Annotated in this window: 11 protein-coding genes, 1 tRNA gene and 1 riboswitch; of the genes, 7 read left to right on the plus strand and 5 right to left on the minus strand. The window is 69.3% G+C overall.

Annotated features, from left to right (window positions below):
* The first annotated feature begins 457 nt into the window (after nt 1-457).
* The 4 genes from AC3ETA_RS29240 to AC3ETA_RS29255 all read left to right on the plus strand — a co-directional run bounded on the left by AC3ETA_RS29240 (nt 458) and on the right by AC3ETA_RS29255 (nt 5,936).
* Nucleotides 458-1,882, plus strand: coding sequence for an NsdA family TPR-like regulatory protein (locus tag AC3ETA_RS29240; RefSeq protein ID WP_432195890.1), 1,425 nt, complete (start codon nt 458-460; stop codon nt 1,880-1,882).
* Nucleotides 1,883-2,251: 369 nt separating this feature from the next.
* Complete coding sequence (gene lhgO / locus AC3ETA_RS29245; RefSeq protein ID WP_432195891.1) at nt 2,252-3,460, plus strand: L-2-hydroxyglutarate oxidase; 1,209 nt, start codon at nt 2,252-2,254, stop codon at nt 3,458-3,460.
* A 140-nt stretch (nt 3,461-3,600) separates the two neighbouring features.
* Nucleotides 3,601-4,452 (plus strand): tRNA (guanosine(46)-N7)-methyltransferase TrmB, encoded by an 852-nt coding sequence (gene trmB / locus AC3ETA_RS29250; protein WP_432195892.1) that lies wholly within the window; start codon nt 3,601-3,603, stop codon nt 4,450-4,452.
* A gap of 134 nt (nt 4,453-4,586) precedes the next feature.
* Nucleotides 4,587-5,936: a PrsW family intramembrane metalloprotease gene (locus tag AC3ETA_RS29255; protein WP_432195893.1), complete on the plus strand. Its 1,350-nt coding sequence runs from the start codon at nt 4,587-4,589 to the stop codon at nt 5,934-5,936.
* 122 nt (nt 5,937-6,058) lie between these two features.
* Here AC3ETA_RS29255 and AC3ETA_RS29260 read toward each other — a convergent pair whose 3' ends face one another.
* The 3 genes from AC3ETA_RS29260 to AC3ETA_RS29270 form a co-directional block, all read right to left on the minus strand.
* Nucleotides 6,059-7,084: a M23 family metallopeptidase gene (locus tag AC3ETA_RS29260; RefSeq protein WP_432195894.1), complete on the minus strand. Its 1,026-nt coding sequence runs from the start codon at nt 7,082-7,084 to the stop codon at nt 6,059-6,061.
* Between the two features lie 11 nt (nt 7,085-7,095).
* Nucleotides 7,096-7,253, minus strand: a riboswitch (cyclic di-AMP (ydaO/yuaA leader).
* 329 nt (nt 7,254-7,582) lie between these two features.
* Nucleotides 7,583-7,656, minus strand: a tRNA-Met gene (locus AC3ETA_RS29265).
* Between the two features lie 113 nt (nt 7,657-7,769).
* Nucleotides 7,770-8,903: a dihydrofolate reductase family protein gene (locus AC3ETA_RS29270; RefSeq protein ID WP_432195895.1), complete on the minus strand. Its 1,134-nt coding sequence runs from the start codon at nt 8,901-8,903 to the stop codon at nt 7,770-7,772.
* Nucleotides 8,904-8,970: 67 nt separating this feature from the next.
* Here AC3ETA_RS29270 and AC3ETA_RS29275 point away from each other — a divergent pair, with 67 nt between their 5' ends.
* Together AC3ETA_RS29275 and AC3ETA_RS29280 are read left to right on the plus strand one after the other, a co-directional pair.
* Nucleotides 8,971-9,486, plus strand: a complete 516-nt coding sequence (locus tag AC3ETA_RS29275) for a MarR family winged helix-turn-helix transcriptional regulator (protein WP_432195896.1) — start codon at nt 8,971-8,973, stop codon at nt 9,484-9,486.
* Nucleotides 9,487-9,608: 122 nt separating this feature from the next.
* Nucleotides 9,609-10,250, plus strand: coding sequence for a GTP cyclohydrolase II (locus AC3ETA_RS29280; RefSeq protein WP_432195897.1), 642 nt, complete (start codon nt 9,609-9,611; stop codon nt 10,248-10,250).
* A 147-nt stretch (nt 10,251-10,397) separates the two neighbouring features.
* On the opposite strand, the gene AC3ETA_RS29285 is transcribed toward AC3ETA_RS29280, so the two are convergent.
* Nucleotides 10,398-11,177: an MBL fold metallo-hydrolase gene (locus AC3ETA_RS29285; protein ID WP_432195898.1), complete on the minus strand. Its 780-nt coding sequence runs from the start codon at nt 11,175-11,177 to the stop codon at nt 10,398-10,400.
* A gap of 178 nt (nt 11,178-11,355) precedes the next feature.
* On the opposite strand from AC3ETA_RS29285, the gene AC3ETA_RS29290 reads away from it, so the two are divergent.
* On the plus strand, nt 11,356-12,390 hold the full coding sequence (locus AC3ETA_RS29290) for a GAF domain-containing protein (protein WP_432195899.1): 1,035 nt from the start codon (nt 11,356-11,358) through the stop codon (nt 12,388-12,390).
* A 740-nt stretch (nt 12,391-13,130) separates the two neighbouring features.
* On the opposite strand, the gene AC3ETA_RS29295 is transcribed toward AC3ETA_RS29290, so the two are convergent.
* Nucleotides 13,131-15,047, minus strand: coding sequence for a hypothetical protein (locus tag AC3ETA_RS29295; protein WP_432195900.1), 1,917 nt, complete (start codon nt 15,045-15,047; stop codon nt 13,131-13,133).
* Nucleotides 15,048-15,153: the final 106 nt, after the last annotated feature.

Consider the following 15,153-nt stretch of genomic DNA (forward strand, 5'->3'; position numbering starts at 1 on the left):
GGGGCAATCACCCGCGAACGGCAGGGTCGATTTTCGGCCAAATCAGCGCCGCAGGGACAGGCTCACGCACGCTCCGTACAAGCCCTCCGCACTACTCGCCGTGCTCGCTGCGCGCGCAGTCCGGGGAACGGAGTGCGCCCCCCGGACCGTTCCGCCGCCCGCGGGGATGTAGGCGGCGGAATCCCCCAGCCCACTGGATCCAGTACAGCGGGCCGACCCACGCAAGAGCCATGGAACCGCTCCCCGGATGGCTGGAGAAGAGCGCACGGACGGGCGCACAGCCACACACTGGGGGCACGTCACAACTGTGCGTAGGGGGTGCGCACTTGAGTACGGACCACAATCCCGCCATCCGGAAGAATGCCCCTTAACGCTTGGGATGCGGCGAACTACGCTGGGTTTACGAATGCCGCGTGGTTATGCCAGCGCGGCAGCCGTCTGTGTCGAGGGGTGGCGCATGTCCAGGGAGCAACGCGGGCCGAACGAAAAGCTCGGCGCCGTTCTCGCCCTCGCGGGAATCAGCAACGCAGGACTCGCTCGGCGCGTCAACGACCTTGGCGCTCAGCGGGGCCTGACTCTTCGCTACGACAAGACCTCGGTGGCGCGCTGGGTGTCGAAGGGCATGGTGCCGCAGGGCGCCGCGCCGCACCTCATCGCCGCCGCGATCGGCCAGAAGCTCGGCCGCCCCGTGCCGCTCCACGAGATCGGCCTGGCGGACGCGGACCCCGCACCCGAAGTGGGCCTCGCCTTCCCCCGTGACGTAGGACAGGCGGTGAAGTCGGCGACCGAGCTCTACCGGCTCGACCTCGCCGGCCGCCGCGCGGGATCCGGCGGCATCTGGCAGTCGCTCGCCGGATCGTTCGCGGTGAGCGCATACGCAACGCCTGCCTCACGGTGGCTGATAACCCCGGCCGACAGTTCGGTCGCGCGCGAGGTGAGCCCTTCCGAGGGTTCCGGCGCACCGCTCAAAGTCGGCCACAGCGATGTGCAGAAGCTGCGGGAGGCCGCCGAGGACGCCAGGCGCTGGGACTCCAAGTACGGAGGCGGCGACTGGCGTTCGTCCATGGTGCCCGAGTGCTTACGAGTGGAGGCGGCACCGCTGCTGCTCGGCTCGTACTCGGACGAGGTGGGCCGGGCCCTGTTCGGCGCGAGTGCCGAACTGACCCGTCTCGCCGGGTGGATGGCCTTCGACACCGGGCAGCAGGAGGCCGCGCAGCGGTACTACATCCAGGCGCTGCGGCTCGCCCGCGCGGCGGCCGACGTACCGCTGGGCGGGTACGTCCTGGCGTCGATGTCGCTGCAGGCGACCTACCGGGGCTTCGGCGACGAGGGCGTCGACCTCGCGCAGGCCGCGCTGGAACGCAACCGGGGGCTCGCCACGGCCCGCACCATGAGCTTCTTCCGTCTCGTCGAGGCACGCGCACACGCGCGCGCGAACGACGCGCAGGCGGCCGGCGCCGCCCTGAAGGCGGCGGAGGGCTGGCTGGAGCGCTCCCGGGAGGGCGACAGCGACCCGTCCTGGCTCGGCTTCTACTCCTACGACCGCTTCGCCGCGGACGCCGCGGAGTGCTACCGGGACCTGAAGGCACCGCGCCAGGTGCGGCGGTTCACCGAGCAGGCCCTGTCGAAGCCGACGGAGGAGTTCGTGCGCTCGCACGGGCTGCGGCTGGTCGTCTCCGCGGTCGCCGAACTGGAGTCGGGCAATCTCGACGCGGCCTGCGAGCAGGGCGTACGGGCGGTGGAGGTCGCGGGGCGGATATCGTCCGCGCGCACCACGGAGTACGTGAAGGACCTGCTGCACCGCCTGGAGCCCTACGGCGACGAGCCGCGGGTCGTGGAACTGCGGGAGCGGGCTCGGCCGCTGCTCATGGCGCCGGCCTAGGTGTCCCGCCCGGAAGACCGGCGGCCCGGCACGACCGGGCCGCCCTTCGTGCTGCCCGGCAGACCGGGATGACGTGCCGCATCGTCGGAGCGGTGATCGGCGCGCTGCGAGCGATGACCGGCGAGCGGTGACCGGCGAGCTGCGAGCTGCGAGCTGCGAGCTGCGAGCTGCGCGTGAACTTCCCATGGCTGATTCGGGACAGGCGAATGGCCGGAATTCCCGGCCTTGCCCAAGGTTCTCCCTCGGCATCACCGGGAATCGCCTCGCCGGGGGCACGAGAGCCGGCACCTCGGGCGGAGCGCGCCGTTCCGTGGGTTTGACCGCGCTGTCAGTGGCGCAGTGCATTATCGAAACCGGGAGGTGGGGCAGGTGCGGGCGATCGCTTACGACTGTGACGTGCTCGTGGTCGGCGGTGGCATCGTCGGGCTGGCCACGGCGTACGCGATCACGCGTGCCGCGCCGGGCACCCGGGTGACCGTGCTGGAGAAGGAACCGGGACCGGCCCGGCATCAGACGGGACGCAACAGCGGTGTCATCCACAGCGGGATCTACTACCGGCCGGGATCCCTCAAGGCGCGGTACGCGGTGCGGGGCGCCGCCGAGATGGTCAAGTTCTGCGCGGAGTACGGCATCGCGCACGCCGTCACCGGCAAGCTGATCGTCGCGACCGAGCGCGATGAGCTGCCCCGCCTGCACGCCCTGGTGCAACGCGGGCGGGAGAACGGCATCCCGGTCCGGGAACTGCGGTCCGCGCAGATCACGGAGTACGAACCGGAGGTGCGCGGCCTCGCCGCCATACACGTCGGGACGACGGGCGTGTGCGACTTCGTCGGGGTCGCCCGGCAGCTGGCCGAGGGCTCGGGGGCCGAGATCCGGTACGGCGCACAGGTCGAGCGCATCGACCGGCGGGCGGACCTGGGCGTCGCCGTGCGCACGACCGACGGGGACGTCGTGCGGGGCAGGGTCCTGGTGAACTGCGCCGGGCTGTACTGCGACGAGGTGGCCCGGCTGACGGGCGACGAGCCGGAGGCGCGGATCGTGCCGTTCCGGGGGGAGTACTACTCCCTGGCGCGGCCCGAGCTGGTGCGGGGGCTGGTGTATCCGGTGCCGGACCCGGCGTTCCCCTTCCTCGGCGTGCATCTCACGCGCGGGATCGACGGCGGCGTGCACATCGGCCCGAACGCGGTGCCGGCGCTGGCCCGCGAGGGCTACGACTGGGGTGTCGTACGGCCCAGGGAGGTCGGGACGACGCTGACCTGGCCGGGAGCCTGGCGGATGGCGCGCAGGCACTGGCGGTACGGCGCCGGGGAGCTGCGGCGGTCGGTGTCCAAGGCGGCGTTCACGGTGGCGGTGCGCAGGCTGCTGCCCGCGGTGACGTCGGACGATCTGGTGCCCGCGGCCGCCGGGGTGCGGGCGCAGGCGGTGCTGCGGGATGGATCTCTGGTGGACGACTTCCTGATCAGCGAGGGTCCCCGGGCCGTGCACGTACTGAACGCGCCGAGCCCCGCGGCCACGGCCTCGCTGCCGATCGGGCGGGAGGTGGCCCGCCGGGCGCTGGCGGTGCTGGGCTCGGGGTGAGGCGGTGAAGGGGTGAGGCGGTGAGAGGGTGAGCTGACTCTCACGCCCGGCAGTGCCGGGCTCGATCCGAGGGGTCGGCCGGCCGCCGGGGAGCGGGCGTGGGTCTCCCCCGTCCCGCTCCCCGTAAAATCGACCCCACTGTGTCTGACTCCCTCAACGCCTCCGCCCCCCAGCCCGCCACCACCCCGGCTCAGGCCGGGACCGGTGAAGAGGGCATGCGTCATGTCCCCGGGGTCTCCGTCCGGCACACCCGTGCCAAGGGTGAGCCACGGTTCCCGGACGGGCCCAAGGCCGATCCGGCCGGGTCGCACTTCGAGCGGCGGATCCGGAGTTTCCAGCCGCGCCGGAGCCGGGTGACCGCGGGGCAGGCCGACGCGTTGCAGCGGCTGTGGCCCAAATGGGGCCTGGACATCGACGGGCAGCGCGTCGTCGACCTCGCCGAACTGTTCGGGAACGACAACCCCGTCGTCCTGGAGATCGGCTTCGGCATGGGCGAGGCCACCGCGCAGATGGCCGCCGACGACCCCGGCACCAACATCCTCGCCGTCGACGTCCACACCCCGGGGCAGGGCAACCTCCTCAACCTCGCCGACCACCACGGGCTCGGCAACGTCCGCGTGGGCAACGGCGACGCCATCATCCTGCTGCGGGAGATGCTGGAGCCGGACGCCCTCGACGGGCTGCGCGTCTACTTCCCGGACCCCTGGCCCAAGAAGCGGCACCACAAGCGGCGGCTCATCCAGCCCGAGTTCCTCCACCTCGCCGCGACCCGGCTGCGACCCGGCGCGCTGCTGCACTGCGCCACCGACTGGGAGCCGTACGCCGAACAGATGCTCGAAGTGCTGAGCGCTCATCCCGACTTCGAGAACACCGTCCCCGACGGCGGTTTCGCGCCCCGTCCCGAGTTCCGGCCGCTGACCCGTTTCGAGGGCCAGGGACTGGACAAGGGTCATGTGGTGAACGACCTGCTCTTCCGCCGCGTACAGCGGTAGGAGCAGCGGGAAGACCAGCACCGACGACCGTCCCCCGAGGACATCGACACCAGCACCGACAGCAACCCCTCACCGGCGCCCGAGCCCCCTCGCGCTGCTGCGGGCGGCGCCCCTGCCTCGTTAGGGTCAATGCCGTGGCCACCTGTCCCCCGTACCCGACGCACCCCACCGGTCCCACCGGCGGCGCACTGCGGCACGCGCACTGGTGGCAGAAGCGGTGGGTGCGCTACGGCGCGCTCAGCACCCTCCTCGCGCTCTCCGGGCTGGTGATCCTCGCGCTGGTGCGTGAGCAGACCGGCACCGAGGGGTTCCTGGTCGGACTCGGGCTCGCCGTGCTGCCCGTGCCGCTGCTGGTGGCGTCCTTCCGCTGGCTGGACCGGGTCGAGCCGGGCCCCTGGCGCAATCTGCTGTTCTCCTTCGCCTGGGGTGCCTGCGCGGCGGCGTTGATAGCGATCGTCGCCAACAGCTTCGCGACCAGATGGATAGCGACCGCGACGGCCGACCCGTCGCACGCGGACACCCTGGGCGCCACCGTCATAGCGCCCGTCGTGGAGGAACTGGCGAAGGCCGCGGCCGTGCTGCTGGTCTTCCTGTTCCGCCGCCGGGACTTCACCGGCATCGTCGACGGCGTGGTGATAGCCGGGGTCACCGCCACCGGCTTCGCCTTCACCGAGAACATCCTCTACCTCGGCACCGCCTTCGGTACCGACCAGCTCACCGGCGACAGCGGCATCGCCTCCGTCACGGCGGCGACCTTCTTCGTCCGCGTCATCATGTCGCCCTTCGCGCACCCGCTCTTCACCGTCCTGACCGGCATCGGCTTCGGCATCGCCGCGCGGTCGGGCGAGCGCCAGCAGGTGCGCCGCGTCCTGCTCCCGTTCCTCGGCCTGCTGCTCGCCATGGGCATGCACGCCCTGTGGAACGGCTCCTCGGCCTTCGGCGAGTACGGCTTCTTCGCCGTGTACGCGACGCTCATGGTGCCCGCGTTCGGGCTGCTGACCTGGCTGGTGATCTGGACCCGCCAGCGCGAGCTGCGGACCGTGCGCGAGGAGCTGCCCGCCTATGTCGTCGCCGGCTGGCTCTCACCGGGCGAACCGTTCGCGCTGGGCTCGATGCGGGAACGGCGGGTGGCCCGGCAGTACGCGCGCCGGCACGGCGGACGGACGGCGGCACGGACCGTGGCGCAGTACGAGGCCTACGCCACCTCGCTGGCGTTCCTACGGCACCGGGGCCGCCGCGGCCGGGCCGGCGCCGACTTCGTCGTACGGGAACAGGAGTTGCTGCACGCGCTGTGGCACCGCCGGGAGTTCGCCCGCCCGGCCCTGGAGCACGCGGCCGCCGAGCAGTCCTGGCGGGGGCACCAGCACGGGTACGGCCACCCGCACATGGCACCGGTGCCGGTCCACTGGCAGTCCTACGGCCAGGTCGACGGGCCGGGGTACGGCCCGTCGCCATACCCCGCCTACAACCCGTACCGGACGTGACCGGGCCGCGGCTCAGGGGGCGTTGACAGGCCCTGGGGCATGCCGAAACCGGCGGTCCTCGCGTCGGGGGGTCGTCGCCAGGACCGCCGGGGATCAGAAGTGGATACCCGTCTCGGGGTGGGTCAGGGGTTGAGGCCCTTGCCCTGGAGCCAGGCCATCGGGTCGATGCCGCTGGTGCTGCCGCCGGGGTGCACCTCGAGGTGCAGGTGGGCGCCGGTGACGTTGCCCGTGGCGCCGACGCGGCCGATGACGTCGCCCGTGTTCACCTTCTGGCCGACGCTGACGCTGATCGAGGACTGGTGCGCGAACCAGAGCTCGGTGCCGTCGTCGAGGGTGATCTCGGTCTTGTAGCCGTAGGAGCCGTCCCAGCCGGCGAAGGTGACCGTGCCGGAGTGGATCGCCTTGATCAGCGTCCCGGTGGGGGCGGCGAAGTCGAGGCCCGTGTGGTACCCGGAGGACCAGTAGGCGCCGGCCTGACCGAACGTCGAGGTGATCGTGTACGAGGAGGTCGGCAGCGTGTACTGCTTGGCCAACTCGGCGAGGCGCTCGGCCTCGGCCTTCTTGCGGGCCTCCTCCTCGGCGGCGGCCTTCGCGGCGGCGGCCTTGGCCTCGGCTTCCTTCTCCGCCTTGGCGGCCGCTTCCTTGGCCTCCTTCTCGGCGGCGGCGACGGCAGCGGCGGCGGCCTTGCTGTCGATCTGGTCCTGCTGGAGCTCGGCCTGGGCGATGATCCGGCTGCGCAGCGCCTCACCGGCGTCCGAGGTGCCCTGCGCGGTCTGCTCGGTGGTCTCGCCCATCGTGCTGAGCGCGGTGGCCGTGTCCTCGGCGGGCTCGGACGAGTCGTCGGAGATCAGCGGCAGGTCGGGCATGGTGATGGCGACCGGCGGCTTGCCGCTGTTCGCGCTGGCCATGCCGCCCGCGCCGACGGCGGCTATGACGCCGACGCCGAGAACCGTGGAGCTGCGGGCGAGTCCCCCGCCACGCTGCTTGGAGACGCGGTGCCTGCCACGAACGGGGCGAATGGACTCCGCGGTGGGGTTCCACTCCTCGAACGGGCCCTCGTCGGTGCGGTAACGGTCGTAGCCGAAGGTGTCGGTGTCGCGTTGACTCGGCACGAACGGGGCTTGCGGAGCAGGCCGGTTGGACGCCACGTGGGCGTACTCCTTTCCTTCCTTCTCGCCTACCGGGTTAGCTGACGGGTTCGGAGCAGGAAGGTCTCCTACGCGCGTATATCAACCGTGACTTCCCGGCGATATTCGCGCGATTCACCCCAGGGTGGTGGTTCCCCGGCTCCCTTGCGGGACTCGGCGCGTGCGCACGGAGCCGCCTCTTGTGACGGCTGGGACGACCGCGCTGCGTTATCGAACGTTAATAGACGCGAGGTGCGGATTCCAAGCTGTTCCTCTTGATCATTAACGATTTTCGCCCGGACTTACGGGTCACGAGCGGCCTAAATCGGGCGAGTTGGCCAAACCTCAGATGCCACATCGATACTGACGGCGTGTCAGTTGTTATGCGGAGGGCGGTCGTCCGATCACCCCCGGTGACGGCGATCCGAAAGCACACCGAGCCCCGCGGCAACGGGAGTACGGGAGTACGGGAAAACACTCAGGGCCGGAACTGAATCAGTTCCGGCCCTGAGCCTTCAGTAGCGGGGACAGGATTTGAACCTGCGACCTCTGGGTTATGAGCCCAGCGAGCTACCGAGCTGCTCCACCCCGCGTCGGTGAATCCATAGTACGCCATCCGCGGGGCCCGAAGCACACGGCTTTTCCCGGGGGCCGTTCTGACCAGTACGTCTCGGTCAGCGGTGCGGGCCGCGTCACACCGGGGCGGTCAGGGCAGCAGGTGGGCGTTGGGCGCCTTGGCGCGCTCCTCGTACTCCGGCAGCACCAGCACTTCCACGCCCTGCGCCGCCAGCATCCCGCTCCCGTCGGCGCCCGCCACGAAGGTGTCCGGCTCCCGCCAGGCCGTCACCACCCGGCGGACCCCCGCCCGGAGGATCAGCCGCGCGCAGGGCACGGGCCGGGACGAGCGGCGGGTGCACGGCTCCAGGCTGCTGTACACGGTGGCGGACGCGAGCCTGGGATCCCCGGCCGCGATCTTCGCCAGTGCCGCCTCCTCCGCGTGCACATGCGGATCACCGCCCTCCCGGGAGTGCCCGCGCGCAAGTTCGCTCCCGTCGGCCGCGACGACCACCGCGCCGACGCTGAAGGCCGTCTCCGACGGCGGGCACCGCTCCGCCAGCTCGCATGCCAGCGCCAGCCAGTGCCGGTCCGCGGCGGAGGGGAGGGTGCCGGTGCCGGGTGCCGTCGGCGCGTAGCGCATCAGTACGACGTCCTCGATACGGCGCGACTCCAGCAGCCGCAGCCGGCCGCCCTGGTAGCCGCCCGGCCCGAACAGCCGCGGCGCCTCGGGGTCGCCCACGAACAGCGGCGCCAGCACCAGCTGCAACTCGTCCGCCAGCCCCTGTGTCATCAGCTGCGTGTGGACGGTGCCGCCGCCCTCGACCATCAGCCGCTCGACGCCGCGCGCCTCGCGCAGATGGGCCAGCAGGGACCGCCAGTCCAGCTCCGGCCCCAGCGCGACGACGTCCGCCGCGACCGGCTCCCGGCGCAGCCGCTCCGCGCCCTTCTCCGTCGTGTAGACGATCTTGTCGCCGCCGGTGTGCCAGAAGTTCGCCGCCGGGTCCAGCTCGCCGGACGCGCTGACCGTGACCTTCAGCGGGTACTCCGGCCTGCCCGCCGCCACCCGCGCGGCCCGCCGCTCGGCCGAGTTCACCAGCAGCCGCGGGTTGTCCGCCCGGATCGTGCCGGCGCCGATCAGGATGGCGTCCACGGACGCGCGGACCTCGTCGACCCGGTCGAAGTCGGCCGGGCTGGACAGCAGCAGGCGCTCGGGGGTGGTGTCGTCGAGGTAGCCGTCCAGGGAGACGGCGGCGGACAGCAGGACGTAGGGGTACGACGGCATCGGCGCGCTCTCCGGCTCGGCAGACTGCGATCTTGGTTCAAGTTTGAAACAAACCTACACTGGTGGCATGACGACTCGCTGGCTCACCCCCGAGGAGCAGCGCGCCTGGCGCGCGTACATCGGTGCCGTGCACCTGGTGGAGGACGCGCTGGACCGGCAGCTCCAGCAGGAGGCCGGCATGCCGCACATGTACTACTCCATCCTGTCCACCCTGTCCGAGTCCCCGGAACGGCGACTTCGGATGACCGATCTCGCGGAACGGCTGAAGATCACCCGCAGCCGGCTGACGTACGCCGTCACCCGACTGGAGAAGGACGGCCTGGTGCGGCGCGAGAACTGCCGCTGGGACAAGCGGGGCAGCATCGCGGCGCTCACCGACGAGGGCATGACGGTCCTGGCGGGCGCCGCACCGGGTCATGTCGAGACCGTGCGGTCGGCGCTCTTCGACCGGCTGAACCCGGAGCAGGTCGGGCAGCTGGAGGAGATCTTCACGACGGTCACCGAGGGCTTCCAGGGCGACGCGGCGAACACCACCGGGGACGACGTGCCCTGGCGGCGGCGCTCGGCCAAGTCCTGTTCGTGACCAGGACGACATTTCCGACGCAATCCTGTTGATTCAAATTTAAAGCAAGGGGTAGGGTCCTGGATCGAGGGCCTGCTTCAAATCTGAAGCAGACATCCATGTACGGAACCCGGAGAACCCGCATGCCCGACTTCACCGCCGCCACCCAGCGCGCCCGCGTCCGGGTCCCGCTGCGCTTCCAGGACGGCTACCGCGCCGACGCCGAACTCGTCACCTTCCACGGCCTGGCCGACGGCCTGGAGCACGTGGCCGTCGTCCTCGGCGCCCCGGCCCCCGGCACCACCCCGCTGGTCCGCCTGCACTCCGAGTGCCTGACCGGCGACGTCTTCGGCTCGGCGCGCTGCGACTGCGGCCCCCAGCTGCGCGAGGCCGTCGAGCGGATCGCGGAGCGCGGCGGCGTGCTGCTGTACCTGCGCCAGGAGGGCCGCGGCATCGGGCTCTACAACAAGCTCGACGCGTACGCCCTCCAGGACGAGGGCCTCGACACCTACGCCGCGAACGCCGCCCTCGGCCTCCCGGAGGACGCCCGCGACTACACGGCCGCCGCCCAGATGCTCACCGCCCTCGGCATCGGCGAGCTGGACCTGCTCTCCAACAACCCCGACAAGGCGGAGCAGCTGCGCGCCCTGGGCGTAGAGGTCCAGGGCCGCGTGCCCACCGGCGTCTTCGCCACCCCGGACAACGTCCGCTACCTGCGCGCGAAGGTGCTCCAGACCCAGCACACCCTGCCGCTGGGCGACCTGTCGAAGCTCAGCGCAGGCTGAGCGGCCCGTCGGCCCTCGCGGAGCCGGGCGACCCTGTCGGCCCTCGCCGGGCCGGGCGACCCTGTCGGCCCTCGCCGGGCCGGGCGACCCTGTCGGCCCTCGCCGCGACCCTGTCGGCCCTTGCCGGGCCGGGCGGCCCTTCGCCCCTCACCCCCACTGCACGCGCTCGATCAGCCCAGCGGCCGCGAAGGCGGCCTCCAGCTCCCCCCGTCCTTCGGTGAAGTGGGCCCAGCTGTCGAAGTGGACCGGGACTATCCGCCGCGCCCCCAGGATCCGGGCGGCCTCGGCGGCCCGTGCGCTGTCGAGGGTGAGCAACTGCCGGTCGAGGACGGCGGTGCGGGCGGCGCCGGCGAACAGCACGGCGAGATCCACCGGCCCGAACCGCTCGGCGACCTCCCTGACCGGTCCGAGCTGCGCGTTGTCCCCGCTGACGTAGACGGTGGGCAGCCCGTCGCCGGTCAGCACGAACCCGACGACCTGCCCGACGACCGCTTCGAGCTCCGCCCGTTCCCCCGGCCCGTGCAGTGCGGGCACCCCGGTCACGGTGACGACACCCCCACCGGGCCGCTCCACCTCCGCCGACTCCCAGTCCGCGAGCCCCCGGGCGGCCCCGCCGAGCCGCTTCGCCCCGCTCGGCGTGGTCAGCGTGAGCGGCACGTCGGCCAGCAGCGCCCGCCCGGAAACGTCGAGGTTGTCCGGGTGCTCGTCGTGCGACAACAACACCACGTCGATACGACCGAGTTCGGCGACCGACCCGGCCGAGGGCGCCGTCTTGGTCAGGGCCCGGTCACCGCCCAGCGGGTAGTCACCGGGGGCGTCGAACGTGGGATCGGTGAGAACCCGCAACCCGCCGTACTCGAGAAGGGCGGTCGGACCACCGAACACACGGACGGGAACCTGCTCACTGGCACTGCGATCAGCAACCATCGACAGTCAGACCTCACGGTTGAGAGTGAATGTATCCGTGAGAGGACAGTAGCCACACCTCACGGATAGGCGCAACAGAAAACGTGAGAAGCCGGGACGGCGCCGACGTAGCCCCTGCCAGGGGATACGGCAGGGGCATAGAATCGTCGCAAAAGTACGGGATTGAGGTGTGGTGCGCATGGACCATTCCCACAACCTCATCGGGTCGCTGGAGCATGTGACGGCGTCCTACACGTCTGCGCTGCCGGCCCGGCCGGCGCGCAAGGTGGCGGCCGCGCACAGAGCCGATCAGCTCGCCGCGTGGGTCGCCCTGAGCCTGGATGAACCGGCCGCCCTCAAGAAGCTCCAGGACGCGGCCGAGGAACTGCGGGACATCCCCGAGCTGGCCGCCGTGCTGCCGCGGGTCGCCGAAGCCGCCATGGCACTGCTGGACGCCGAGTTCGGAAACATCCAGTTCGTGGATCCTCGCGACGACTCGCTGGTCCTGGTCACCCAGTCCGGCTTCGGCGAGGAGTTCCTCGACCACTTCGCGGTGGTCCACGACGACCGCTCCGTCTGCGGACGGGCTGCCCGGCAACGCACCCAGGCAGTCACGGCCGACGTCCGCGACGACCGGGGCCTCACCCTCCACCAGAGGACCTTCCGCGCCTCCGGTGTCCGCTCGGTCCAGTCCACGCCGCTGGTCGATCACGCCGGACGGCTGCTGGGGATGATCTCGACGCACATGTCGCAGCCCGGCCGGCCGTCCGATCAGGACCTCCGGATCATGGAGCTCTACGGGCAGTTGGCAGGGGAGGTCGTCGCCCGGCACCTGATCGTCCCCGAGGCCGCCGGTCATCCGCACAACGGCACCGTTCTCGATCAGCACCGGCCGCTTCTCGCACGGACCGGGACCACGAACGGCGCGACGCAGTGGGTGTACCGGGTCGACGTGCCGTACGGATCCGGCGGGTGCCGCACCTACGGCATCCATCCCGACCAGTGGCGCGGACGGATCACCACCGACAGCCCGGACCACGACGCCGAGTACGCCGCGGCCCTGGTCGCCCGGGACCTGAGGGCCGAGTGGAACATCCACCGCTCCGGCGAGGCGAGGCCCGTCCACATACACGTCTGGCGCGCTTGGGAGGGCACCTACCAGGACGCGGCCTTCACCATGGAGATCCAGCCCGACCTCGACGGCCGACGGCACCGGGCCGTCGACCCGGCGTAGGGGCGGTCCAGGCTTTCTGAAAACAAGTCAGCGCCCGAGCCGACCGAAGCCGACCCGGGCGCCGCACAGCAGGTGGGAGGGGACCAACCCCTACCAACAACCGGTAGGCCCTGTGGGACTCGAACCCACAACCAATGGATTAAAAGTCCTGGCCAAAGCTTGTTGGGTGGTTCCGGACGGTTCTTGGGTGTCCGGAACCACCTGGTCAGAGCAGACGTGGATCAGGCCCCGGTCTTCTCCGTCGTGACCTGTGCGGCTCCGTCAGCTCACGCATCGCTCACGCATCTGTCGACGCGGCCATTGCCGCCGAGCCGCGGCTTCTCGGAGTTCACGGACCCGCGCGCTGAGAATGAGCCGGACGGGCAGGTGAACGCCGCCTATTGGGCGAGCACGCTGCCGCACTCAAGATGCTCACCGCCGGCCCGGGGAGCAAGCGGGTCAGACCAGGGTCGTGCCATTGTTGAACCCGTTGATGACCGGTTGGCGCGAGGGGAACGGCGTGCGGCTGTCGCGGGACATCACCGGGTGGGCGTTCATGGTGGAGGTGGACGCTGTTCGGCACCGGGTGCGGGGCCGGAGAGGGACGAGTGGATCGTCCGCGGCCACGGCGCGTCCCAGCCGAACCCGCAGTGGGAGTTCCGCCGCGTCAAAAATTTACCGTTGATTGGTGACCACCCGGTGGCCGCGCTGGTGGAACTCGTTCCCGACCGGCTGAACACAGCGGAGGTCCTTTCGTTCAGCTACCTGCGGAACTCGATACGCGCAGCCCGCATCGCGTTCACGGTCCGCCGCCCCCACGATCGCGAGGGAGCGCCGTGGGGATTTGCCAGGGCTGCTCGTACAGTCGCATCGTCACGATCGACCGATTCATCAGAGGTAATCAAGGCCAATAGTGCGTAGGCTCGCAGCCCAAGAGCTGCCGTCTCACGACCCACTTCATTCATGAAGCCGTGAGCCATGAGGTTGCGAACGTTCATCCCCTCCCCAAGCAGGAAGGTTGCGAGGAACCGACTCCAGTCGGGATCAAAGCCGTTCTCTGTCAGGGGTTCGAGAAGGACTCCCAATCCAGGAAATTGACCGCTCTTGTCGCCGACTGCCGTCCGATACATTGGCTCATTGAGCTCCAGTAGAAGTGCGCGAGCTGCCGCTTCAACCTTGGGAACTGCCAAATGAGCACTAGCTTCAAACTCGCCAACCCAGTAGAGAACGAAAGCCTTTGCCAGGGAACGCGCCAAGCCGGGATGAGCTCCCGACTCAACCAGTGACACGTTTAGATCTTCGAATGACGGAATACCAAAGCGCGTCTTGATGAGATCCAGAGCATCTGCCAGAACAATCCCGTGCAAGTGGATGTTCATGGTCTCAACACGAATGATCTCCCGCTGGAGGGCGTCATCCTCGCCACCAAGAACGCGCTTCGGCAGATCATTTTCGCCGAACATGACAGTGGTCGCCAGTCGGCTAAACACAGACTGATTGAAAACATCGCGCGCCGTGCGTTCATTTACCGCAAATGTGCCGCTCGGCGAATCAGTATGAAACCAGTACCCTAGGGCGGCGAGCCATGTGTCTGCACGCTCGAACGGACGCAAATAACTGCGAAACAGAGCATTCGGAATCTTGATTTCAGACTCTATCGTCTTCCATTCCACGGCCGGTGCCGACTGCAGGCGGGAGACCGCAATCTTCTCCAACTCAGGCACGTTTAGCTGGCGTGCCCTGGAGGCCGCATTGTTGAGGTGGGTTCTGACAACAATCGCATCGGTCGCTCGGTCGGCGTCGTTCAGATAAGCCATCACCTCAGCCTCACTAGCTTTCCGAATACGAGGGTCGTCACCGACGGCTCTTCTGCGCACCAAGGCAGCAACACGAGCGACAATATGCGTATCGGTGTACGTCAACAACGCCCGATCGAGCAGATTATCCACTCTCGGATCCACTGGCTGTGCGTTCTTTTTCCGATGTGGCGCTGTAAGCGCATCCAGCAGGTACACAAACACATAGGGGTCGTCTTGGCGCGTCAGTGCGTCTTGTGCCGTATCGAACATGACGGAGGCCACTTGCTGAGCTAGCGGCACGAGCTTTACCGAACGAGCCAGCGTCCATGCGCGGAGCAAAGCATGACTTTGCTCGGTCATCCGAAGGCTTCCACCGACCAAGTCGAGATAACCGCGAGCAGCCTGCTCGGCCGCATCACGACGATTAGCAAGGCGGAGAGCGAAGACAATATCAGCGCAGCGAGCCCGCGCCACAGGATGCGCAACGGCACCTGTTAGCTCGCGCCACAGGGCACGAACTTCATCATCGGAATCATTCAGTGCTCTAGGAAAGGCGGGTCCGTCTAGTGGAACGAGGGATGCACCAGGCTGAGCTGATCCGAGTGGTGTCACCATAAGGTGATACATGAAGGTCGTCGCCAGTTCGCGCACCGCCGCAGGATCGAGAGACGGCGTCAACTTTGCAGCGATCTTCTGTACGTTGATACTCACCTCATGGAAGCCCTCGGCTCCTTCGCAGGCCACGTCGGCTAGTTGAGCCAGGGCTGGTACGACGGCAGAGTCATGCTGGTATGGGGCGAGGCCCGATGCAGGAGGCTGATCACGCGACGCGCTGTCAACGAGATTTACATCGTGATCTTCAGTTTCAGCACGTTCCACTTCTTGCCCCGCTCACATGACACAGTCGGCGTTGGTGTGTTCAGTCAACCAGAGCCGAACCTCGCACTCAAAACGGGTATTTGGACGATCTTCTCCGCCGTGAGGT

It is taken from the genome of Streptomyces sp. bgisy027, from assembly GCF_057710365.1.

Bases quoted from the DNA above. Each gene is read 5' to 3' on its own strand.
- AC3ETA_RS29240 (WP_432195890.1), top strand. From the start codon at position 458: ATGTCCAGGGAGCAACGCGGGCCGAACGAAAAGCTCGGCGCCGTTCTC.
- AC3ETA_RS29270 (WP_432195895.1), bottom strand. From the start codon at position 8,903: ATGCCGTCGTACCCCTACGTCCTGCTGTCCGCCGCCGTCTCCCTGGAC.
- AC3ETA_RS29275 (WP_432195896.1), top strand. From the start codon at position 8,971: ATGACGACTCGCTGGCTCACCCCCGAGGAGCAGCGCGCCTGGCGCGCG.
- AC3ETA_RS29280 (WP_432195897.1), top strand. From the start codon at position 9,609: ATGCCCGACTTCACCGCCGCCACCCAGCGCGCCCGCGTCCGGGTCCCG.
- AC3ETA_RS29285 (WP_432195898.1), bottom strand. From the start codon at position 11,177: ATGGTTGCTGATCGCAGTGCCAGTGAGCAGGTTCCCGTCCGTGTGTTC.
- AC3ETA_RS29290 (WP_432195899.1), top strand. From the start codon at position 11,356: ATGGACCATTCCCACAACCTCATCGGGTCGCTGGAGCATGTGACGGCG.